This is a genomic window from Psychrobacter sp. APC 3281 (assembly GCF_030407815.1).
Taxonomy (GTDB): Bacteria; Pseudomonadota; Gammaproteobacteria; order Pseudomonadales; family Moraxellaceae; genus Psychrobacter.
Map to the genome: position 1 here is coordinate 24,991 of NZ_JASDCS010000015.1, position 22,032 is coordinate 47,022.

Below are 22,032 nucleotides of genomic sequence, written 5' to 3' on the forward strand. Positions count from 1 at the left end.
GGTTCCTGATGCCATCATCTCTACAGATAAATGACTTACAGCTGTTTCGTCAAAACGAGCAGCTATTGAGTATCAATGAGCACATCGCTGGTGGTGATATCCTAACCGTGATGGGCCCTTCTGGTAGTGGCAAGTCCAGCTTACTAAACTGGCTAACAGGCACTTTGGCGAGCGATTTTACCGCGACGGGTACTGTCTGGTTAAACGATGAGAACGTGACTCACCTGCCTGCGCATTTGCGCCGTATTGGTGTTCTGTATCAAGACGCACTGCTGTTTTCGCATCTATCCGTCGCAGGCAATATTGCTTTTGCCATGCCAAAAGGAAACAAAAAACAGCGGGTTGAGAAAATAGCGCAGTCTTTAGCGCAAGTGGGCTTAGAAGGGATGGGAGATCGTCATCCTGATAACTTATCAGGTGGTCAACAAGCACGTGTTGCCCTACTACGCACGCTGCTGAGTGAACCCAAAGCGATACTACTTGATGAGCCGTTTAGCAAACTTGATACTCAGTTGAGAATGGATACACGGCAATTGGTATTCGATCAGATTCGTACTCATAAGTTGCCTGCTATTATGGTCACGCACGACCAAAGCGACGCTGAAGCAGCCAATGGTAAAGTTATTTATGTAGGACAATAGTTTTGGACATCAGAGTCAAATATCAACGCTAAATACCCAATCAAAGTACCAAAATAAGCAAAATATAAAAGGCAGCTCGCATGTTAGACAAGTTTATTACGCCCGTGATCAAGCCGCTGCTAACCCCAATAGTAGCGACATTGCATAAGCTCGGTATTACGGCTGATCAGCTTACGGTAGCTGGATTCTTGGTTGGTATGTTGGCATTACCACTACTCGCGTTTGAGCTATGGTATGGCGCACTGGCAGCGATAATATTGAATCGTATCTTTGATGGACTTGATGGCGCAATGGCACGCTACGCAAAGCAAAGCTCTAGCGCTGGCGGCTACTTAGATATAACCCTCGATTTTTTGTTTTATGCCGCTGTGCCACTTGGGTTTATTTTGGCCAACCCTGCGCAAAACGCTATTGCAGGTGCCTTGTTGTTAGCGGCATTTATTGGGACAGGTTCGAGCTTTTTGGCCTTTGCGATTTCTGCAGAAAAGTTTCAATTAGACAAGCCGCAGTTTAAATATAAGAGCTTTTATTACCTCAACGGTCTTACAGAAGGCACCGAGACCATTGCTCTTTTTATCGCTCTCTGTATTTGGCCTCAGCATTTTGTGCTACTTGCTGGTATCTTTGCTACTGCCTGCGCTGTTACTATTTTCACTCGTATACATGGTGGGTATCATACTCTCAAAAAGCTCGAATCTACCAAGTAAGCGCCTAGAGATATACGCCGTATCAAAACCCAGCCATCATACCGCTAAGCATTTACCGAATCATCGAGTCGCAGTGCTTCTATAGATAAAGCCATATCTTCGGCAAGGGCGTGTACCGTCGAGCTCTCTATGTCACGCTGGGCAAAGGCACGCAGCCCCATAACTTCTGCTTGTAGACGGCGACCAAGTCTAACCGGATCAAGCTCACTATCCATCTCACAGACATTCTGCGCTTCCTTAAAGCATTCTATAAAACGCGTCTCCATACCTGCCAGCAGCATTTCTACCTTGGTTAACGCTGTCTGCTCACGCGCGCCCAGCTCTAGTAAGCTTTTGACCAACATACAGGCTCGGCTCGGTAACGCCTTATCACGAATCCCGCCAAGCTGACGTATATAAGCGGCTAGTCCTAATAAAGGCGTTTCATGATGGCTTAATACTCGCTCAAGCTCGGTCAGACCTAAACGTGCATAGTATTCTAGCGCTTCTTGAAATAGGCCTTCTTTATTACCAAAAGCGGCATAGATACTGCCTGGGCGCATATCGAGCGCTTGCTCGATGTCTTTTAGAGATGTGGCATGAAAGCCCTTTTGCCAAAAAAGCTGTAGCGCACGCTCCAAGGCGTCATGACGGTTGTAAAGTGCGGTGCGTGACATAATGTGCCCCATTTAAAAAGCCGTGACCTCATATAAAAATGGGCACGGCTATAAAACTTGAATGATTGCTCAATTTTATCCTGAATGGGTGCGACAGTAAAGTTAATATAAGAAACGGTCTGGTAAACAAACGTAATGCTAGAGCGCGACTTAACTATCAACAATCACTCTACAATAATTCAACAGTCATGCTGATAGCTAGTAAATGGTCTCTACAGTGGCTAGTGATAATCTAGTTAAAAATCCAATTAATCGGTCAGTAATACGTGTTTGCTCTTCTGATAAGCGGACAAACCATCACCGCCCAACTCACGGCCAATACCGCTGTGTTTGAACCCGCCCCAGCCTGCTTCTGGCAGTACGATTTGTTGCTCGTTAATCCAGATATGCCCGGCTTTGATTTGTAACGCCATCTCGAGTGCGGCAGTCTCATCGGCGTTCACAATAGTAGCTGCTAGAGCAAACTTGCTATCATTAGCTAAACGGATAGCCTCTGCGTCGTCAGTAAAGGTTGCACAGACTAATACAGGCCCAAACACTTCCTCCATCCATAATTGGCTGGTCGTTGGCACATTCGTATAGACAGTTGGCGTTACAAAATAGCCAGATGCTTCTAATAACTGACCGCCGGTTAAGCAATTTAGATTTTCAGCTGTCGCAATATCAAAGAATTTCTTAACTTGGTTCAGCTGCTGCTCGCTCACCAATGGACCCATCTGCGTCTCTGTCGCAAAACCATCACCAATCTGCAAACTTTCCGTTTTGACTTTTAATGTGTCAAACAGCTGTGTAGCGATATCTTGATGGACAACCAAACGCGACGTGGCCGAGCATATCTGACCTGCATTGGTAAATATGCCACCAATGATTAAATCACAAGCATAATCAATATCAGCATCTGCGCAGACCATAATAGCAGACTTGCCACCCAACTCTAGGCTAATGTCTTTGATGCCTTTTGCTGCTTGAACCATCACCTTTTCACCAACTATATTACTGCCAGTAAACGATACTTTGTCAATCAATGGATGACTGGTCATAGCAGTGCCCACTTGCGCAGCACCCGGTAAAATATTAACCACCCCTTTTGGCAAGCCTATCTCAGATAAGATATTACCTAGCATAAGCTCTGGTAATAATGTCACCTCAGACGGTTTCAATAGCACAGTACAACCTGCCGCTAGCGCAGGTGCCAACTTCCAAGAGGTCGTTACCATTGGGAAGTTCCAAGGGGTAATCAGCGCACAAATACCCACTGGCGAGTATGTCTTTAACAAATGAATACCCGATTCAAGCGTTGATACTTTAGACCATGTTGCCTGCTCTGTGATGAGATTGGCATAGTAGCGATAGCAGGCAATAGCGTCCCCTACGTCTATCTTTGCTTCTTCAATTGGCTTGCCGTTGTTTAATACAGACAGCCCAACCAACTTATCGAATTGCTGCTCCATAGATTCTGCAATTGCATTTAGATAGCGGGCACGCTCACTTACACTAGTCTGTGACCAGCCAGCAAAGGCTTCATCAGCCGCTTCTACTGCCTGCTCTACATGGGCACTGGTGCATAAGCGCGTCGTTGCGATCACCTCGCCTGAATTTGGATCATACAACGCATGGTTATTTGAATGGTTAGAATCGGTCTCAGATGCTTCAATCGTAACCCAATCACCATTGATATAAGCGGCATTGAGTACAACTTCATTTTGAGCCGTTTGTATGGCAGTTTCTCTGGTTAAGTCTGTAGAGTTCAGCATTTCCATAATGGTCAGTCGCCTTATATTTTTGATCAAATTGTCTTTATGTACGTAACGTCCGTAATGTGATTGGCTAAATGGTCGGTTTAACTGACTACAGAAAAACCGACCATTTGCATATTTTTGCATATCATTGTCAGGCTAGATGCCTTGTGAATACTAGACACGCCACTAATACAGTAGATGCGCCACAGACGTAATTACTACCAAGCTGATAAGCGTACGAAGGATAAAGATTAAAAATAGCTCTAATACATTTAGCTTAATGTTTGACTTCAAAATCAGCGCACCGACTTCAGACATGTAGATAATCTGAGTAATTGAGGCAGCACCAACGATGAAACGTGTCATCTCACTTTCAATGCTTTTACCGACCAATGCTGGCAAGTACATATCTGCAAAGCCCATAATCATGGCCGGGCCAGCTTTGGCCGCTTCTGGAATCTGTAACCATTCAAGTACTGGTACAAGCGGTGTCGCAATCCAATTAAAGACAGGCGTGTACTCTGCTAAACCAAGACCAATCGTACCGATAGCGAACGTTACTGGAATTAGTCCCAAATAGATATCAAACAGATTATGTACGCTGCGTTTGAACACTTTACCTAAGCTAGGCATAGAATGCGCGCGAGTGACGGCACGATTGACCGCCCACTGGTACGTTGTATATTCAGCAGGGATGCCTTCATCTAGCATACTTTTGCCCGAGTGATACGTATCAGGCTTGAGTGATAATGGTGGTATGCGCGGCATGATAATCGCAGCGATAAAACCGGTTAGCGCAATGGTCAGATAAAAGAAGACGAAGTTATTGTCCACGCCGATGGTTTTTGCCACTACATAGGTAAAGGCGATAGAAGTGACGGAAAAAGTGGTCGCGATAATGGCAGCTTCACGCTGGCTATAGAAGCTTTTGTCATACTCTTGCATAGTGACTAGCAGGCCGATAGACGCTGCACCAAACCAAGAAGACATCGCATCGACAGCAGAACGACCAGGCAGTTTGAAGAGCTTGATAAATACTTTACTGGCTAACGTACCCAAAAACTCCATCAAGCCGAAATCAGTCAAAAATGGCAGCGATAAAATGGCAAAGAAGAACAACGGAATTAAGACAGGAATCAAATCTTCAAAAATGACACCGCCCGTATTACGGTTGATAATAAACTCGGGGCCAACTTGTAGAAAAATCATCCAAACAAATGCCATGCCTAAAAATCGGATAGCAAGCCAAAACCACTCAATATCAAAGAGTTTTTTAGCGAGCGAACCTTCATTTAGATTTGGCTTCAATACTTTGACTGCTAGTGCACCAAAAAAGGATATCGTCACGAGCGCCATCGTGATATAGGTCACCAAACCACCTAAGGCGGATTGTAGCGTATCGGTCAACACACCCAATAAGATCGTGACTTTACCATCCCACTCAAACGGTATGATAAATAACGCAATACCCAATGCTGAAAACAACAAAAACTTCCACATTGCTGCACGCCACTGTCCTGCTTTTGGCGTTTCTGGATCGACCGTATTATTCCCTAAAATCGGCTGCTGCGACTTATCCATATAACTCGTCATTTAATTTCTCCTTGATGGGCGATGATTGCCAGTTTTTCCATTTCTCTGTCTGACCAATACCTGGGTTAAGCGAATTGGTTGGATCCAGTTTTTTATAAAAATAATGTAGCTCAGTTTTAGCAGGATATGCATGCCCCACATTGTGCTCAGCAGGATACTCAATATGACGCTTATCATAAAATGCTAGCAGTTCATCCTTGAATTGCTTGGCATTGGTCTTAGGTTTCAATAAATAGTCTTGGTGCATGACATGACAGAAAAAATGCCCCAAATAAAAAGTTTTGCTGACTTGTTCTTGTAAATGTTCAGGTAGAGTCTCGTCCCAATCTACAGCATTTCTAGGTAAGGCAATATCGGTCGATAGCAGCTCGCCAAATTTGTCTTGATTTAAATTATGATAACGAAACATGGCAGCGGTTGCGGCACTGCGAAATACCAACAGTGATTGCGATTCAAGCTCTGTGCATACATGCAACGCACCTTGATACTGCTGCATATGATTTTGCAAAAAATCCTGCGCAGCAGCGATATTGTTGCCATCAGTTTTATTAGAATCTTTATCTGAATTTTTATTAATGCCATTATCAAAGTCGTTAACAAAACCATCTGCGACTTTTATAATCAAATGGTATTTATACGAGAGTGCCTGCGCATTCAAAGTGGCTGGTAATGACGGTGGCATAAACCTAGATGTCATCTGTAATATCCGATCTGGCAGTGTCTTTGGAAGATGCCACTTATCCAGATAGTAGCCAACCTTTGCTTGCAGTCGATACAGCGACCCTATCTTGCTGGCAGGAAGCTTACGCATACTCAGACAAGTGTCTCGACCATAGTGCATCGTGATGTCGTTATAGTCTTTGTGCATATACTCTGCCAACACAGGCAATTTCAACTCGCTTTTTAACCATTGTTTTCTAAGTGTGGTCAAGATATCAGCGTCGTTGGTCGAAATATAAAACGTTTGCTCTTGCTTAGGTTTGGCAAAGGTCGCTACCCTCACCGAAAATACAATGACCTTGCCAGCTGAACCAGACGCTTCATACAGACCGTTGGGATCGTTGTTAAATCTAGCAGGCGTTTCTGCCTCACAATCACGGACTTTATGTTGATAATAATGGTTGGTACAGGCTTTACTGTCACTCGTGCTATCTAACGCTTCGCTAAATGTACCAGCTTGTAGGTTCTCTAGCATTTCCTCTGGATGCGAACCCAAATCCAGTCCTAGATGATTGATTAACTCAAACGCTCCTGATGTATTACGTCTAGCAAATAACGCCATCTCAGTGTAGGCAGGTCCACGCTGCACTAGCATCCCGCCTGAGCTATTGCAGATGCCGCCTATCACTGATGCACCCACGCAACTAGAGCCCAATACGGAATGCGGCTCACGGCCTAATGGCGCAAGCGTAGACTCTAATTGCTGAAGGGTGGCAGCGGGCAAAGCGATCAACTCTGCTGCATCGTTGAGTAAATGCACGCCGCCCAATAACTGCATAGAGATTACGACTAGTGGCCTGTCATAATCTCCATTCGGTGTTGAGCCACCTGTTAGGCCTGTATTGGCCGCTTGAGCAATGATAATCACATCGGCAGCGGCACAGATATTAATGACGCGCCATAGTGCCACAAGAGAATGCGGTATCACAACTGCTAAGGGCGCGTCTGTGACAGCCTCAATCGTACCTTGTACATAAGACTGCTGTTGGCTAGGTTTTGTCAATACATTGGTCGTACCAACGACAGCAGCAAGCTCCGTCAACAAACGCGGCATTTGCTCATGTCTACTTTCTGACATTTCTCTAGCATTGGGCGTCATGAACGTCTTTCCTTGCGTAACCAGCGTTTGTCATTTTTTTGTCGTTTTTTAGAACTGTGACTATCGGTCTCGTGATTATCCGTGGCATTAGCGCCAGTATTACTTTAACTAAAATAAGTCACTGTCTCAGCCATTTCTTTTAGAAAGTCGTCCGCTTCATCAATCTCATAAATGATTGGTTGTTTACCCTTTGTGTCTGTCTTTAATGCGTCTAGCAATTGCTGCTTATCAGTGATTCTACGATAGCCAGCCCCAAACCCTGCTGCTAGTGGCTCAAAGTTTGGCGTTTTGATATTGACGCCAATTAGTGGTAAACCGCCCTCTTCCATATAACGACGAATCTCACCGTAGCCTTGGTTGTTCCATAGCAAAACAATCAATGATAGCTCAAGCTCGGCCGCGCAGATAAGCTCGGCAATCGTAAATTGAATACCGCCGTCACCCATTAGACTGACGACGGGTAGATTTGAGCCAATCATTGCCCCGATAGCGGCAGGCAACCCATAACCTAATGTGCCAAAACCCGTCGATGAGTTAAACCATTTACGCGTCGCCAAGGCTTCAAGACCAAGGTTACCGCTATAGACAGGCTGCGTTGAATCACCAACGAAAATGACGTCTTCCACTTCATCTCTGATCAGCTTTAGTAAGGCATTTTGACCCGCAAAGTCTGTCGTTACATCCTTCAAGATGGCCTGCTTTGCTTCGTTTACTCGTGACAGTGCTTGATGATCGAATGTCTGATTTTCTAGGCGGCTACATAGACCACTAATCGCCATCTGCGCATCGGACAGTACCGCGATATCCGCTCTAAATGGACGCTGCAATTGCTGGGCATCACAGTCGATACGTACCAGCGTACCGTTTATTTTAAACCCACCATTAAAGAACACGTCATAGTCAGTCTCACCAAGCTCAGTCCCAATCGCTAATACCCAATCCGCCTCGGTAATCACGGCTCGGCCTGCGTCTAATGACTGGTTGCTACCCAAACTTAACGGATGACCAGGTGGCAGCAAACCTTTGGCATTAATCGTCAAAAACGTTGGCGCATCTATCAACTCTGCCAATCGCTGTGCATCGTGATCGACATCGACACAGCCGCCCCCATAAAGTATTACAGGATTTTTTGCGGTCTTTAATGACTGTACGATTAGGTCTAATTGCGTAGGATTCGGCAGTGGTCTTGTGACCTGTGGTAGGCTCAAGCTATTTGTACCAGCTTCGCTATTTGCTACAGCATTTAAACTAGGCGGCTTAGCAACGTGGCTAGCATCAGCGGTGATGATATCGATAGGCAGCTGAATATGTACTGGCCCCGGACGTGCACCGTTAAATAAGGCAAAAGCTTCTGCAATGACTTTCGGTAGCGATTCAGGTTGCCAAATAGTCTTACTCGTCAATGCTACTTTACTAATCATGCCTTGCTGATCGTGAAGCTCATGTAAATGCCCTTCGCCACTACCCGTGTCTTTGACTTTATTGACACTAGAGATGACCAACATCGGTATCGAATCAGCCAGTGCTTGCGCCATCGCCGTCATGATATTGGTCATACCAGGGCCAGTGATGATAAAGCACACGCCAATCTTGCCAGAGGCACGGTAGTAGCCATCCGCCATAAACCCAGCACCTTGTTCATGACGCGGTGTCACATGACGAATATTGGTATTAGGTAGACCGCGATACAGCTCTACCGTGTGCACACCAGGGATACCAAAAACGGTCTCTACACCATAATACTCTAGCCACTGCACCAATAGCTCACCACAGGTCAATGTTAATGTGTCAGACAAAGAAGAAGGCGTTTGCGTCAATTGGGTCATGGGTCAGTCATCCTGAAAAATATAATTAGTATTAAGTTAAAATTTTTATATTGGCCAATGGTTTATTTTTAATCGTTATTGAGTGCTATTCATTACAAGTCATGGTGCCGTAACCAATCATCAATCATGATGTTTAAGCGTTTACCTGAAAAGCTAGGAAAATGACCACCATGAGCGACTCGCACCGGCAGTGCATTTAAGCGGCGCATGCTTTTAGCGTAGTCAGACATATTGCTGTGCCATGTATCTTCAATTAATGGGCCATCATAGATAAGGTCACCAGAAATCAGCGTTTCGCTAGCAGCTTCCCACAAGGCGATACCACCTGGAGAATGACCCGGCGTATGAATTACTTCAAATTGACGATTGCCCAAATCAATCACGTCACCATCTTCAAGCTGCATAATTTTCGCTGGTGCAGCAATTTTATAGCCGTAATGGGCATAAGGTTCAGGCGGTAGCGCGTCAAACATCTCATCGTTAACAAACATATCTGCCAAAGTACGAGCATTGTCTGGCTCAGCTAAGATGTGTGCTTCAGCAGAATGGACATGACAGCAGTCAAACTCATTTGCTGCGCCAATATGGTCAAAATGGGTGTGACTGGCTACACCAACGATATCGCGATCAGCGAGCAAAGCGACATGGCGGCGCAATGGTACAGCACCTAACCCAAAATCTACTAATAAATCGCGTTCGCTACCCCGTACGTGCCACAAATTACAGCGGAAAAACGGTTTAATCCATGGCTCATCAATAAGTGTGATTCCGTCACTGAGCGTAGTGGTTCGATACCAGTTTTCTGGTTTGATTCGAGATAATGACTGCTCACTCATAAGTCAGCTCCATTAACGACATGAGTATCTTTAAGAACACGCAGGTCCTTAAGATAATTTTGGTGCGTGCGACTCTCATCAATACGGGCGAGATCGATATCTACTATCATCGTGCCAGCTGTCAAACCAAGCCTTCCGATTACCTCACCATCGGGACCAGCGACGATGCTATTGCCACAGTAATGAAGGGTATCTTCTACGCCTGAGCGGTTGATACAAGCAACAAAGCATTGATTGTCCATGGCACGAGCGCGGATTTGCAGTACTTGACGCTCTGCATTTGGCAGCATATTTGCTGTCGGTGACAGTATGACCTCTGCCCCCGCTTGTGCCAGTGCTCTTGCCACCTCTGGGAACTCATTATCGTAGCAAATCATTAAACCCAATTTGCCAAATCGAGTATCAACCACGCAGAATTTTTTACCTGCTGTAAAGAACTCGTTTTCACGATCCCATAAGTGACGCTTGTTATAAGTCGCAAGGTGTTGCCCATTGTCATCTAGCAGTATGGCAGAGTTGCTTAACTCACCATTAGACTGGCGCTCAGCAAGACCAAACAATAGATGCAAGTTATATTTCTTAGCAAGTCTCGCTGCCTCAGTGACAATTGGACCATCAATAGTTTGCGCTAAGCGATCAAGATGCTTAAAGATGTTGTAGCCTGTAAATGCAAGCTCTGGCAACGCAAGCAGATCTACTTTTGCCTCTACTGCTAGGCGACAAAGCGACTCTAAAGCTTCTAGATTGGCCGTCGCTTCAGCCAGTAAAGGGCTGGTTTGAGCAATCATCAATTTCATAATGATGGCTCCTTTTGAGCTGAAGTAACAGCTCTATTAGGACGAGTAAACAGAGTCGCACCTAACCAGTAAAGTCCACCAGTAATAATAAAGACAGGTAATGAAGCACCGAAAGATGGAGGCGCTATCAGAGTCCAGTATGCGGCGAGCGCTGCACCGATTAGATATGCTGAGATAGCAATCTTTGCAGTAGGACGGCCTAACTGTTTAGTAGAATCAAGCAGCTTTGCGGTATAGCTCTCTTGACCAACAAGGTAATAATCGACAATCATGACTGAAAATGCTGGGATAAATAGTGCACCTACAATCAATAAAAAGTTTTGGAACTGGTCTAAAATACCTGGTATCAGCGCCCCAAAGATAGTGACCAAGCCAATGATAAGTGCAGGTTTCCAAAAGCTCATGTTAGGAGCGATGTTCATGCAGGATAGCGTTGCGCTATAGACTGCCATTACGTTGGTTGTCATGACTGAAAAGAAGATAACTAGCGCAGCGGGCAGGCCAAAACCAAAGTCAGCAAGCAGACGAGTCGGATCGTAAGTCTGTTCCATACCGTTTAAGATAGACAGCCCTGATATCGTCGCACCCAAACCCATCGCAACGATAGCCGCCATGATGTAGCCAAAGTAAGTACCCCATACGGCAATCTTTGAAGTCTTACAGTTACGGTTGTAATCAGCTGCCGAAGACATCCAAGAGAATGCAGTAGCAATGACGATATCAAATGCAATACCTAACGTAATACCATTACGTGATTCAACTGGCATCTCAAACAGTGTCGATACATCATAATGTTGATTAAGTTGATAAAGCACGACAACAGTCAGACCTGCCATGGCTAGTGCCGCCCAACGTTCAACAAGCTCAATACCGAGGTGACCACGTAGCACAATTAGCACCACGACTGTCTCGCACAAGATCACAAACAGTGGCAGATTGCTATAACCCGTGGTCGCTTCAATCGCGTAGTTCAGACTCATGCCAGCGAGCAGCGCCTGAATACAGCTCCACGCAATGAGCACACCCATGTTTACCAGTGAAATCAACTGGCTACCAAGTGGTCCATAAGCTCTACGTGTTAAAGCCATCGATGGCAAACCGGTACGCTGGCCCATCAAACCAACCAAAAGCAGTGGAATTGCACCGATTAAAGAACCAATGAGTACGGTCGTAATAGCAGTGGTAAATCGTAGATCTGGTACCAACAACATCCCAGTTAAGATGGTCGTGACTACGATATTGGCACCAAACCACAGCGCAAACGTACCAATTGAACCCAAACTGTGTCCAGCTTCATTTGGAGAAAGCGTATCTTGACCAAAAAATGAAGAAGGTTTACTCATTAGCGTCTTCCTTAACTGAGTTATATTAATACCAGTCATTGCACTGGTGCCGATAAAGCTACTCTATACTCCACATCTAACCAATAAGAGACTGTTAATAACCCATTCCTTTTATGGTTATCATGTTGATACATAACGACTAGTAAACCGCCTTAACCTTGTCGTCATAGCGTACGCCTGGCAGGATACATAGCATCTCGAACAATAAGTTCGCTGCCAATACCGAGGTGTTACCGAATGGATCATAAGGTGGTGATACTTCAACTAAGTCCCCACCCACCACATCTAGACCACGCATACCGCGAATGATTTCGATACCTTGAGTAGAGGTCAAGCCGCCGATTTCAGCAGTACCCGTTCCTGGGGCAAAGGCAGGATCAATACCGTCGATATCAAAGCTCAAATAGACAGGACCATCACCTAGCTTTTCACGTACTTCCGCCATGAGCGGTGTTAGCGACTTATACCAGCACTCCTCAGCAGGTACCACGCGGAATCCTTGCTCAGTTGACCAGTCAAACTCTTCAGCGCTATAGCCTGTACCACGTAGACCAATCTGTACCACACGATTGCCATCAATTAGGTTTTCTTCGACAGCGCGGCGGAACGGCGTACCATGCGCGATTTTTTCGCCAAACATATCATCATTGATATCAGCATGAGCATCGATATGTACCATACCGACAGGGCCATGTTTTTTGGCAAGGGCACGCAGGATAGGTAACGCGATAGTATGATCGCCGCCTAGTGTTAGAGGAATCGCGCCGTGTTTGACGATTTTATCGGTATAGAATTTTTCGATGATATCAACGCTTTTTAGCAGATTGAACGTATTGATAGGCACATCGCCGATGTCAGCGACTTGTAATGACTCAAAAGGCGCAGCACGAGTGGCCACATTGTAGGGACGAATCATTCTTGACTCATCACGAATCTGTCTAGGACCCAATCTTGCACCGCTACGGTTGGATGCACCAATATCTAAAGGTACGCCAACGAACGCCACATCTAACCCTTCAGCATCGGCTTGAGTTGGCAGACGCATCATAGAAGCGAAACCGCCAAATCTTGGCATATCATTGCCGCTTAATGGTTGATTGAATGTCATAAGTTACTTCCTTGTTCTATTTGGTTTAAGTACACAATTTGCTACATGCCATTGACAATACATAAATATAAGAGAAGGAACCATGGTAAAATTTAGAAGTAAACTTCTATTTTTTCGTAGTAAAGTGCGCTTATAGGTCACTATCAGAAGTTTATGAAAGGTAGTATCGATTAAAAAAAGATGATATTGATTTAATAAATAAGGAGCCGCTTTTGATATTGGATGAACTGATAAAGATAGACATCAAAACACTACGCAGCTTTATGGCTATCGTAGAGTGTCAAGGCGTGACGGCCGCTCAGTCACGTTTGAATGTCACTACTTCTGTAATCAGTGGACACTTAACCCACTTAGAAGATCGCTTAGGCATGACGCTGTGTCATCGTGGTCGAGCAGGATTTAAGCTCACAGAGGACGGTGCGGCGGTGTATGAGGCATGTTTGGGCTTTACCGAATCAGTCGCCAGCTTTCAACATCAGCTGCATTATATTAAGCAATTAGACTCAGTTCACGGCGGGCACATCAGGCTTTGCTTGATTGATCAGATGCCCAAGTTTTTTTATGATGCGCTTAGACAACGTCTAGCCAACAGCTACCGTAATAACCCGTTAATACACTTTTCTATCGACGTACAAAGCCCTGAGAGCATGTTAGAAAAGCTCTTAAGTAACGAGAGTGACATTGGCGTGGGTTATTTTGGCAGCTTTCCACCTTTACTGACCTTTAAGCCAGCATTTGTTGAAAAACAAGTGGTCTGCTGTGGACGCGAACATAGATTGTTTTACAACTCAGACGGATTAACTTTTGATGATTTAGAACAGAACTATCCGTGGATAAAAAGAGGCTATGTGGTAGAGCATCATATCAATCATATTCGCCCCAAGACATTAAGCGCGACTACTTATCATATGGAGGCGACAGCCCAGCTTATCCTTGCAGGTCACCATGTTGGCTACTTGCCGCGTGATTTAGCGAAGCGTTATGAGGGTATGGGACTGATGAAAATACTGCTGCCTGATGAGGCAAGCTATGATGTCGAGCACCATTGGGCATATCGAGAAAATCAGCCTAAACAAGCGGCTGATTTTTTGAATAAGATGATGAACTTATTATAAGATACCACTAGGTTTATTACACTATTGCAGACGGTTGTTGGTACTTTAGACCAATGGTTCTTAGCTTCCCTTTGTCATCGACTTCCTTAATGACCAATGACCACTCGTCACTCACCACAACGGTATCGCCCGACACTGGCGCGGTACCTAAATGTGATTTTACGTACTCGGCCACCGTCTGCTCCCACATGTTTTTTGCGCTGTCTTCATCGGACGTTTTAAGTGTTTTTACCAGTGTCTCAGACGCCATAATTCCTGTAAAAAATGGCAAGTCTCCAAGCTTAACACTCGGTGATAGCAACCAATCGCCATAGAAGTCATCGATAGCTTTGCGATCTAATGTCGTGTCATTAAAAATCTTGGCGATTTTGCTCGCGTGATTACCTCTCATGGCATACCAGACACTGTCGCCGAATTTTAGCTTTGTATTGTCATCGACTACTACGATTTGCTGATTACGGACTAGCGAAAATACACTGATTTCATCTGGATTGATACCTTTGGAGATACCCATAGGATGACGCCCAATGGCAAATGCGCCCGACTTTGCCTCAAACTCATACAGCGTGATACTGGCCTTATCGGACACCCAGACCTCATGTTCTTCTTTCGGATCTTTATTGGTTGGAATACGTACCTTAAACAGATTGGCCATCGTAGGGATGGTTGTGCCTTGCAAAATCAACGACAGAACCACGACGCCAAAGGCAATATCAAACAGCATAAAGGCGTTATCTATCCCAGCCATGACCGGTAAAATCGCCAAGGTAATAGGTACTGCACCGCGCAAACCAACCCAAGAGATAAACCCAATCTCTCTGTCTTTAAATTTGAATGGTTTTACGCTGGTATAGACGGCAATAGGACGTGCCACAAAGATCATAAAGAGTGCGATCGCAACCGAATAATGCCAGACATTGAGGACGTTTGACGGAGTGACTAGCAGCCCTAATACCACAAATAGCACTGCCTGAGACAACCAAGCAAAGCTGTCCATCACTCGCATGACATGCTCTGTTGAACGTACCTTATGGTTACCGATTAACACACCAGTGAGGTATACCGCCAAAAACCCACTGCCGCCAATGAGGTTGGTCGCGGCGAACACAGCCAAGCCAGCTGAGAGAATCAAAATAGCGTACATGCCTTCTGCCAAATGTACCTTGGGCAATAATCGGGATAGGAAATAACCGAACAATAAGCCCATACCTAGCCCAAAGCTCAGCTGCTGTAGTAATAAAACTAAAAAGCCGAACACTGTCTGACCATCAGGATCAACATTTAGGGCAATCAAGCCAGTAACTAATAAAATAGCCAAGGGATCGTTGGCACCAGACTCAAGTTCAAGCGTTGCTTGTACACGGTCGTTAAGCTTGACGCCGCCATTACGTAATAGAGAAAATACCGCTGCTGCATCGGTCGAGCCGACAATCGCTGCCATCAGTAGACCAAAGCGCCAATCGACATCGAGCAGCCAAGTAACAAATACCCCTAGCACCATGACCGTGACCAACACACCCCACGTGGCCAGCGTAATCGCAGGTTTTAGCCCTACTCGAAACGATTTAAAAGACGTACGTAAACCACCATCTAGCAAGATACAGGCTAAGGCGGCCTGCCCAACGAAATTGGCTAGCGCATATTGGGAGAACTCAATACCCAAGATACCCTGCTCGCCTGCCAACATACCCACTATCAAAAACAGCAACAACAATGGTACGCCTAAGCGCGCCGATAATGTACTCGCCATGATACTGGCGAAAATTAATACTGCGCCTACGAGATACAGGATATTTAAGGTATCCATTTTTTTTGAGCCCTATTTTTTATTATTAAGAATAGTAGTTGATTGCGATGGGGTTTTCGTTATCTTGCTGTTAGTAGATATTGCACCAGTGAGCCTATCATAAGCGGCCGTTATTCAAAATATGAATGACAATTATTTATGATAATATTAGCATCACTATCAGAACCAGCAGCCAATACTAATTCAATAAAAAAGACTTCAATAAAAAAAGTTCAAATATTAAAGTTAAGCTTATAAAATACCCCTGCTGTGCTAAAAGAGTTTACGTCTTAATATTACTTAACCTTGAATGTATTGCCATGTCAGTACCAGAATCGCAGCCGCAACCGTCCAAGCGACCACACCTAGCATTAGTGCTTTGTATAAGCTCATATAACTGATGCTAAAAAACACCACAAAGGTATAAATCAAATGCGGTATGACGCCAAGCATACTGAATATCAGCGCGACCTTTAAATCAGCGGGACTGCGCTCAGTACCAACGATAAAGTGACTGATTAACGTAAAAGTGGGGAATAGTGGCGCAAGTGCCGCCAAATAGAAAAATCGGGTTTGGGCGAATAATTGAATCGCCAGTACCATCAAGGCGCCGATGAGCATTTTTAACCAAATCACGACGGGTCCATCTCCTGTTGACTATAAAGGCTGAACGTAGCCCAATCCGCCATGATACTAAAGTCTGCAAACTGACATAAGAGCAATCGCTGATTAATTAATCCGTATGATAAAAAAATGCAAGAAACCCCACTTAGCTAAGTTGCTAAATGGGGCTGTTTACTTTTATTCAGTAAGCTTTTACGAATTACTTAATCCTTTTTTGGCTTTAGTGCGGCGCTGATGTCTGCTAGCAATGGCGGAATATCATGCTTGTCTGCGATCACCTCAATCATTATAAGCTTATCGGTAGTCGCAGCAGCTTTGTCAAAAGCAGATTTTAGCTCGCCTGCTGTCTCTGCTTTGAGTAATAGGCTATTTTCTTCTGTCGCGCCAAACGCTCGCGGCATGATTTGCCAATCGCATTTAGGGATATCGTTATAGTATTGATTTTCGCCATGAATCGCACGCTCTACCGTATAACCGTCATTATTGATTAAGACGATCACAGGATTGATGCGTTCTTGAATCATTACCGCCAACTCTTGGATTGTTAGCAATGCTGAGCCGTCACCAATTAACAACACACTGCGCTTATCTGGCGATGCAATCGCCGCGCCCAAGCTGGCTGGCAACGTGTAACCAATTGACCCCCACATCGGCTGCCCATATGATGTCACCCCTTCTGGCAGACGCACATCACTGATACCAAAATAAGCCGTCCCTTGTTCAGAAAACACCAAGTTATTGTGGTCTAAGCGGTCAGCGATAATATGCCATAGGTCATCTTGGCGGATAGCCTCACTGTCTTTACCTTTTTGTTCGTGCGGCTTAACTTCTTCACAGAAAGGTTTTGGCACGATGTTAATGCCAGAGGTCATCACTTCATGTAGGGCTTGTAGCGCATCTTTTAGCGCAATCGGTGCAAAGTTCTTACCACTGATAGAAGCACGCTCATAATGCAAGTCTACGACCACATCTTCATTGATATCTTGGCTAAACCCTGCGGTAGTAGTGTCAGTATATTGCACCCCTACTTTGATGAGACATTCGCAGTTTTCTACCGCATCTTTCACAATTGGACGCGAAGCAACACCCGCATAAGTGCCTGCCCAACGATCACTATTTTCATCAAGTAGCGTCTTGCCCCAAGATAGCGTGGTATAAGGAATATCAGTATCAGCAATCAGTGCTTTAAGCTGTGACTGTAAACCCAAACGATGCACCATCAAATCTGCCATTAGTGTCGTGGTCTTATTTGGCAAAAACTCGGTTAGTGCTTGCTTAAAATCTGACAATGCCGCTTGGCTAGTAATGTCTTCTTGGCTATCGATCAGCTTGGTCGTTGGTGGATAGATAGGCTGACGCGCAACGTCTGGTGATAGCAATAGGTAACCTGGACGATGCTTTTTGAGAATTAAGCGAATCACTCTATCAATTTCTGAGGCAGCATTTTCAGGCGTAAGCTGTGCACGGGCTACCGTCACAGGCTCGACCATCTTAATAAAATGATTGAATACACCATCACCAAGCGAATGATGGATACGGCGTTTTGAGTCTTGTAAGGCTGTGCTTGGTGCACCTACGATATGCAATACCGGCGCGTACTCAGCAAAAGAACCTGCGGTCGCGTTAATTGCTGACAGTTCGCCTACGCCAAAAGTCGTCACCATAGCGGCAAACCCACGCTCGCGTGCATAGCCATCCGCAGCATAGCCAGCATTTAGCTCATTGGTATTACCCACCCAGCGTAGCTTGTCAGAGGCGAGAACGTTATCCAAAAAAGTTAAGTTAAAATCACCAGGTACGCCAAATATCTCAGATGCACCCGCTTCTGCGACGCGATCAAACAAATAATCAGCGATGGTATATTGTTGACTCATTTTTTATCCTTATGACTTATCTTGGTAAGTATTGATAATTGTGAATGTGATTGAGATTAAATTATAAAGTGCGTCCCAGCTTATTTATGTACTACAAAGCTTTTGGAATACATATTATAATAAACCGTTATAACATATATCTATGGCCAGAAGACACGCCTATTTTAATAACTTTAATTTTTTTCGTCATAGGTGTTGACACCTAAAAAAAAATGCGTATAATACGCCTTCATCAACTGACGATAGTTAATTGATGATTAGCGGGAATAGCTCAGTGGTAGAGCATAACCTTGCCAAGGTTGGGGTCGAGAGTTCGAATCTCTTTTCCCGCTCCAAATACTTAAAAAGCCTCACTTAACAGTGAGGCTTTTTTTTGTCCGAGTTTTAAGGGCTGTAGAGTTTTTCAGTATTAGCTATTCAGTCTAATTGCTAAGTTTATCTAATATATTAAAAGCTCAAAAATCAGTACCGTGACCAAAACGTGACCATTTCGTGCCCACGCTATAAACACTGATTTCGTAATTGACCCCAACTTATTATTCTTATATTTATAAAAAGTGATGCTAAGAAATATTTTTTTAACATCGCTTTTCCTTTTTTACTGCTTTTGTATATTGAGCTCATAGCGTGACCAAAACGTGACCAAATCATGAAAAATTAAGTTTTAAAAATAACCCCAACCTTAATTTTAGGCCTTGAAACGTCATATATAAGGCTTTACCACTTATTCCTCTGCGCATCTTTTTCAATTTTGTAGGTCCTCAAGACTCTTCATCATCTTTATTATTTGGCTTATAAATAAATAAGTCACCCACCTGCACATCTAAAAACTCACATAACTGGTCGATGGTATTGAAGTCAATTCTTGATGACTCTTCATTGTATAGCTTATGAAGTGTTGATTTACTCATACCTGTTGCTCTTACAACATCCGCTACACGCAATTTTTTCTCTGCCAAAATAACAGGAAGTTTAGACACAATCATAAAAATTACCTCTTTTCGGGTAAAAATGCTTTACATTGCAGTAAAAAGGTAATATATTACACAAATCGGTTACTAATTACCTTTAAGCGGGTAAATTATAACTGATTCCTTCAAGATGCATTTTTACAGGTTGATAAAATAATTTTTATTCTATCACTTAATGCAATGACTTAATAACTGAAAAGAGGTAAACACCATGAGTAATACTTATTTAACAACTGATGAGTTAGCCGAACGCATCAAGTACGACGCACGTACTATCCGCAATCAAATGAAAGATACCGTTTTGATTGAAAACATTCACTACATACGCCCTTTTGGTGGTCGTAAGATTTTGTACGTATGGGAGCGTATCGAGGAAGACATGTACAAGCCGGTTATGAGCGCTATCAACGGTATGGCACTTCAATAAAAAAATAAGGAGATTTACTATGGCTACTATGCGAGGACGGTTTGGTAAGCTGGTCGTTGACTTCCGCTACTTAGGTAAGCGCTGTCGAGAAAAGACCAGTTTAGAAGACAACCCAGCTAATCGTAAAAAATTAGCGCAAGTCATGAAAAAAATGGAAGCAGAAATAACTTTAGGCATCTTTGACTATGCTGCTTACTTCCCAAAGAGTGAACGAGCCCAGGAGATGACGGCATTGGCTGATAGAGCCGAAGCTTGTATCAGTCGTAATCCGACCTTTAAGGAGTTTTCGGAAACATTTTTTGAGGAGAGGAAGATTGAATGGCGACCGAGCTATCGGCAAAAAATAAAGATTATTTTGAATAAGTATTTATTACCTGAGTTTGGTGGTAAAGCGGTACATGCCATAAAAAAACCAGACTTGCTGACCTTCCGTAGCTCCCTCGCCAAAGTTTGTTACGGTAAAGATGGTCAGTCAAGTCTGTCAGTAGCACGGATCAACCAGATCATGATACTTCTTCGTATGATACTAGAAGAAGCATCAGATCGCCATGAGTTTGAGATGCCTTATAAAAATATTAAGCATCTCAAACAAGCTCGTCCGGATGTAAACCCGTTTACATTGAGTGAGGTATGGCTGATTTTAAAGCATGTTCGAGCTGATTATAAGCCCTACTACACTATTCGCTTCTTTACAGGAATGCGTACCAGTGAAATAGATGGGCTGAAGTGGGATTGCATTAATTTTGATCGCCGTGAGATTAGTATAAGAGAGGCATTAGTTAATGGTGAGATGGGTCCGACTAAGACATTAGGCTCACAACGTGATATTGCGATGTCACAGTTAGTGTATGACGCACTGCAAGACCAGAAGGCACGCACCTTTGGCAAGTCAGAGTTTGTGTTTTGCAATTCACAAGGCAATCCACTGGAGTATCGTAATGTGAATAGACGGGTATGGAAACCCACACTTGCCCTACTCGGACTTAAGCACAGGCGTGCTTATCAGACTCGGCATACCGCAGCGACGCTTTGGCTCGCTGCTGGTGAGAATCCTGAGTGGATAGCTCGTCAGATGGGTCACAGTAGTACGGAGATGCTGTTTCGTGTGTATAGCCGTTATGTGCCTGATATCACCCGTCAAGATGGCTCAGCGATGGATAACTTGCTCTTAGCGAGTAAGGAGAAGTTAACCAGCGCATCGAATAGCTCTGACACTGAAGCACTAATCACGAATGCAAAAACTGACAAGGAGACGTCACAATGAAAATCATCAATTATGAGGAGCTGTTTGGTGAGTTTAAACCTGACGGTGCAATCAGTGTAGATGCAAATCTGATCGCCAATGCATTGATGCGAGAGTTGTACGTTCCATCGGGTCATAACCTCGCTCGCTTCTTGGGAGTGAAACGGTGCTTTAATAACGATATGGCGATGCGGGTATGGGTGCAGAAGCGCTTGGATGCTCAAGATGGGTACTTTATAAAAGATATGAGCAGTCAGCTTCAAAGCGAGCTTTATGAGCTATTACCGCACTCTGATTATGGAAGCTACTGAGGAGAATATTATGAGTGTGTAACTTCAGCCTAATATGACGCATAGCCCATATGATATCAAAATATGTGAGGATTACTGGGCATATGATAATCAGAGCGGCTTTATTAAACATGTGAAGACGCTTTGTGAGAAATATGAGGTAAATCCTCAAGTACTCTTTGAGACAGTTGCTCAATGTTATGCCTACTTGGACGATGTTGTGTGTGAGTACTGCGGTTATGCTTGTCCAATTGAAGTACCTGCTGATATTCGTTATATGTGCGCAAAAGATAGTTGGTTATGCGCAATATGTGAACATGCTTTATGGCGGACAGATAAAGAAAATAAATAAATGTTAACTATCAAAAAAGCCAGACAGCTTAAATTGTCTGGCTTTTTTGATGGTTAAACATATATCAATATAAATAATTATCAAAATTCGTCTTTTCGGGGGAGATTCGGCTTCTATAAAACTTTAGAGTAAGTACTGTCATTATCTTAATTCTAATCACTTCAAGTGGAAATATCCATGAATAATAAAAACCAACCTAAAAGAGAGCTGGTCGTAAACTGGCACATTACTGACCCCTGCCGTCAATCCCGTAGAATTAAACTTGGGAGATTTTAGTTACGCAGC

Annotated in this window: 20 protein-coding genes and 1 tRNA gene; 8 read left to right on the forward strand and 13 right to left on the reverse strand. The window is 44.0% G+C overall.

The features are described from left to right. Positions 1-8: 8 nt before the first annotated feature. Together QL886_RS12550 and QL886_RS12555 are read left to right on the forward strand one after the other, a co-directional pair. Positions 9-641, forward strand: a complete 633-nt coding sequence (locus QL886_RS12550; protein WP_290178993.1) for an ATP-binding cassette domain-containing protein — start codon at positions 9-11, stop codon at positions 639-641. 80 nt (positions 642-721) lie between these two features. After that, positions 722-1,348: a CDP-alcohol phosphatidyltransferase family protein gene (locus tag QL886_RS12555; RefSeq protein ID WP_290178994.1), complete on the forward strand. Its 627-nt coding sequence runs from the start codon at positions 722-724 to the stop codon at positions 1,346-1,348. Positions 1,349-1,392: 44 nt separating this feature from the next. Here the strand turns inward: QL886_RS12555 and QL886_RS12560 are convergent, their stop codons facing one another. The 9 genes from QL886_RS12560 to speB all read right to left on the reverse strand — a co-directional run bounded on the left by QL886_RS12560 (position 1,393) and on the right by speB (position 13,065). Next, complete coding sequence (locus tag QL886_RS12560; RefSeq protein WP_290178995.1) at positions 1,393-2,004, reverse strand: TetR/AcrR family transcriptional regulator; 612 nt, start codon at positions 2,002-2,004, stop codon at positions 1,393-1,395. A gap of 248 nt (positions 2,005-2,252) precedes the next feature. Next, entirely contained in the window at positions 2,253-3,887 is a 1,635-nt protein-coding gene (locus QL886_RS12565; RefSeq protein WP_290178996.1) for an aldehyde dehydrogenase family protein, read from the reverse strand. A 42-nt stretch (positions 3,888-3,929) separates the two neighbouring features. Then, the gene (locus QL886_RS12570; protein ID WP_290178997.1) at positions 3,930-5,336 is read right to left on the reverse strand and encodes a YjiH family protein; all 1,407 of its coding nucleotides are present in this window, start codon (positions 5,334-5,336) and stop codon (positions 3,930-3,932) included. Further along, the gene (dld, locus tag QL886_RS12575; protein ID WP_290178998.1) at positions 5,317-7,155 is read right to left on the reverse strand and encodes a D-lactate dehydrogenase; all 1,839 of its coding nucleotides are present in this window, start codon (positions 7,153-7,155) and stop codon (positions 5,317-5,319) included. The genes QL886_RS12570 and dld overlap by 20 nt, the downstream gene beginning before the upstream one ends. A gap of 104 nt (positions 7,156-7,259) precedes the next feature. Beyond that, positions 7,260-8,981 carry a 5-guanidino-2-oxopentanoate decarboxylase gene (locus QL886_RS12580; RefSeq protein WP_290178999.1) on the reverse strand — a complete coding sequence of 574 codons (1,722 nt, stop codon included), beginning with the start codon at positions 8,979-8,981 and terminating at the stop codon, positions 7,260-7,262. A gap of 92 nt (positions 8,982-9,073) precedes the next feature. Then, positions 9,074-9,817 (reverse strand): MBL fold metallo-hydrolase, encoded by a 744-nt coding sequence (locus QL886_RS12585; RefSeq protein ID WP_290179000.1) that lies wholly within the window; start codon positions 9,815-9,817, stop codon positions 9,074-9,076. Beyond that, a complete protein-coding gene (locus QL886_RS12590) occupies positions 9,814-10,614 on the reverse strand; it encodes a carbon-nitrogen hydrolase family protein (RefSeq protein ID WP_290179001.1) in 801 nt (266 codons plus the stop codon). The genes QL886_RS12585 and QL886_RS12590 overlap by 4 nt, the downstream gene beginning before the upstream one ends. Next, a complete protein-coding gene (locus QL886_RS12595) occupies positions 10,611-11,957 on the reverse strand; it encodes a cytosine permease (protein ID WP_290179002.1) in 1,347 nt (448 codons plus the stop codon). Before QL886_RS12595 ends, QL886_RS12590 begins: the two co-directional genes overlap by 4 nt. A gap of 139 nt (positions 11,958-12,096) precedes the next feature. After that, positions 12,097-13,065: an agmatinase gene (speB, locus tag QL886_RS12600; protein ID WP_057760617.1), complete on the reverse strand. Its 969-nt coding sequence runs from the start codon at positions 13,063-13,065 to the stop codon at positions 12,097-12,099. A 212-nt stretch (positions 13,066-13,277) separates the two neighbouring features. On the opposite strand from speB, the gene QL886_RS12605 reads away from it, so the two are divergent. Continuing rightward, a complete protein-coding gene (locus tag QL886_RS12605; protein WP_227522927.1) occupies positions 13,278-14,180 on the forward strand; it encodes a LysR family transcriptional regulator in 903 nt (300 codons plus the stop codon). A 16-nt stretch (positions 14,181-14,196) separates the two neighbouring features. Here QL886_RS12605 and QL886_RS12610 read toward each other — a convergent pair whose 3' ends face one another. The 3 genes from QL886_RS12610 to QL886_RS12620 form a co-directional block, all read right to left on the reverse strand. Then, positions 14,197-15,987, reverse strand: a complete 1,791-nt coding sequence (locus QL886_RS12610) for a potassium/proton antiporter (protein ID WP_290179003.1) — start codon at positions 15,985-15,987, stop codon at positions 14,197-14,199. 279 nt (positions 15,988-16,266) lie between these two features. Beyond that, entirely contained in the window at positions 16,267-16,602 is a 336-nt protein-coding gene (locus QL886_RS12615) for a GlpM family protein (protein WP_290179004.1), read from the reverse strand. 191 nt (positions 16,603-16,793) lie between these two features. After that, a complete protein-coding gene (locus QL886_RS12620; RefSeq protein ID WP_290179005.1) occupies positions 16,794-18,464 on the reverse strand; it encodes a thiamine pyrophosphate-binding protein in 1,671 nt (556 codons plus the stop codon). 260 nt (positions 18,465-18,724) lie between these two features. On the opposite strand from QL886_RS12620, the gene QL886_RS12625 reads away from it, so the two are divergent. Continuing rightward, positions 18,725-18,799: transfer RNA gene (locus QL886_RS12625), tRNA-Gly, on the forward strand. A gap of 426 nt (positions 18,800-19,225) precedes the next feature. Here QL886_RS12625 and QL886_RS12630 read toward each other — a convergent pair. After that, positions 19,226-19,450 carry a helix-turn-helix transcriptional regulator gene (locus QL886_RS12630; protein WP_062844818.1) on the reverse strand — a complete coding sequence of 75 codons (225 nt, stop codon included), beginning with the start codon at positions 19,448-19,450 and terminating at the stop codon, positions 19,226-19,228. A 196-nt stretch (positions 19,451-19,646) separates the two neighbouring features. Here QL886_RS12630 and QL886_RS12635 point away from each other — a divergent pair, with 196 nt between their 5' ends. The 4 genes from QL886_RS12635 to QL886_RS12650 are packed head-to-tail and all read left to right on the forward strand — an operon-like array spanning position 19,647 to position 21,747. Then, entirely contained in the window at positions 19,647-19,862 is a 216-nt protein-coding gene (locus QL886_RS12635; RefSeq protein WP_290179006.1) for a hypothetical protein, read from the forward strand. A 19-nt stretch (positions 19,863-19,881) separates the two neighbouring features. Then, a complete protein-coding gene (locus tag QL886_RS12640) occupies positions 19,882-21,126 on the forward strand; it encodes a tyrosine-type recombinase/integrase (protein ID WP_101205273.1) in 1,245 nt (414 codons plus the stop codon). After that, positions 21,123-21,416 carry a hypothetical protein gene (locus QL886_RS12645; RefSeq protein ID WP_101205274.1) on the forward strand — a complete coding sequence of 98 codons (294 nt, stop codon included), beginning with the start codon at positions 21,123-21,125 and terminating at the stop codon, positions 21,414-21,416. Before QL886_RS12640 ends, QL886_RS12645 begins: the two co-directional genes overlap by 4 nt. Positions 21,417-21,450: 34 nt before the next feature. Then, positions 21,451-21,747, forward strand: coding sequence for a hypothetical protein (locus tag QL886_RS12650; protein WP_290179007.1), 297 nt, complete (start codon positions 21,451-21,453; stop codon positions 21,745-21,747). Positions 21,748-22,032: the final 285 nt, after the last annotated feature.

Bases quoted from the DNA above. Each gene is read 5' to 3' on its own strand.
- QL886_RS12550 (WP_290178993.1), top strand. From the start codon at position 9: ATGCCATCATCTCTACAGATAAATGACTTACAGCTGTTTCGTCAAAAC.
- QL886_RS12555 (WP_290178994.1), top strand. From the start codon at position 722: ATGTTAGACAAGTTTATTACGCCCGTGATCAAGCCGCTGCTAACCCCA.
- QL886_RS12560 (WP_290178995.1), bottom strand. From the start codon at position 2,004: ATGTCACGCACCGCACTTTACAACCGTCATGACGCCTTGGAGCGTGCG.
- QL886_RS12565 (WP_290178996.1), bottom strand. From the start codon at position 3,887: ATGCAAAAATATGCAAATGGTCGGTTTTTCTGTAGTCAGTTAAACCGA.
- QL886_RS12570 (WP_290178997.1), bottom strand. From the start codon at position 5,336: ATGACGAGTTATATGGATAAGTCGCAGCAGCCGATTTTAGGGAATAAT.
- dld (WP_290178998.1), bottom strand. From the start codon at position 7,155: ATGACGCCCAATGCTAGAGAAATGTCAGAAAGTAGACATGAGCAAATG.
- QL886_RS12580 (WP_290178999.1), bottom strand. From the start codon at position 8,981: ATGACCCAATTGACGCAAACGCCTTCTTCTTTGTCTGACACATTAACA.
- QL886_RS12585 (WP_290179000.1), bottom strand. From the start codon at position 9,817: ATGAGTGAGCAGTCATTATCTCGAATCAAACCAGAAAACTGGTATCGA.
- QL886_RS12590 (WP_290179001.1), bottom strand. From the start codon at position 10,614: ATGAAATTGATGATTGCTCAAACCAGCCCTTTACTGGCTGAAGCGACG.
- QL886_RS12595 (WP_290179002.1), bottom strand. From the start codon at position 11,957: ATGAGTAAACCTTCTTCATTTTTTGGTCAAGATACGCTTTCTCCAAAT.
- speB (WP_057760617.1), bottom strand. From the start codon at position 13,065: ATGACATTCAATCAACCATTAAGCGGCAATGATATGCCAAGATTTGGC.
- QL886_RS12610 (WP_290179003.1), bottom strand. From the start codon at position 15,987: ATGGATACCTTAAATATCCTGTATCTCGTAGGCGCAGTATTAATTTTC.
- QL886_RS12620 (WP_290179005.1), bottom strand. From the start codon at position 18,464: ATGAGTCAACAATATACCATCGCTGATTATTTGTTTGATCGCGTCGCA.
- QL886_RS12630 (WP_062844818.1), bottom strand. From the start codon at position 19,450: ATGATTGTGTCTAAACTTCCTGTTATTTTGGCAGAGAAAAAATTGCGT.
- QL886_RS12635 (WP_290179006.1), top strand. From the start codon at position 19,647: ATGAGTAATACTTATTTAACAACTGATGAGTTAGCCGAACGCATCAAG.
- QL886_RS12640 (WP_101205273.1), top strand. From the start codon at position 19,882: ATGGCTACTATGCGAGGACGGTTTGGTAAGCTGGTCGTTGACTTCCGC.
- QL886_RS12645 (WP_101205274.1), top strand. From the start codon at position 21,123: ATGAAAATCATCAATTATGAGGAGCTGTTTGGTGAGTTTAAACCTGAC.
- QL886_RS12650 (WP_290179007.1), top strand. From the start codon at position 21,451: ATGACGCATAGCCCATATGATATCAAAATATGTGAGGATTACTGGGCA.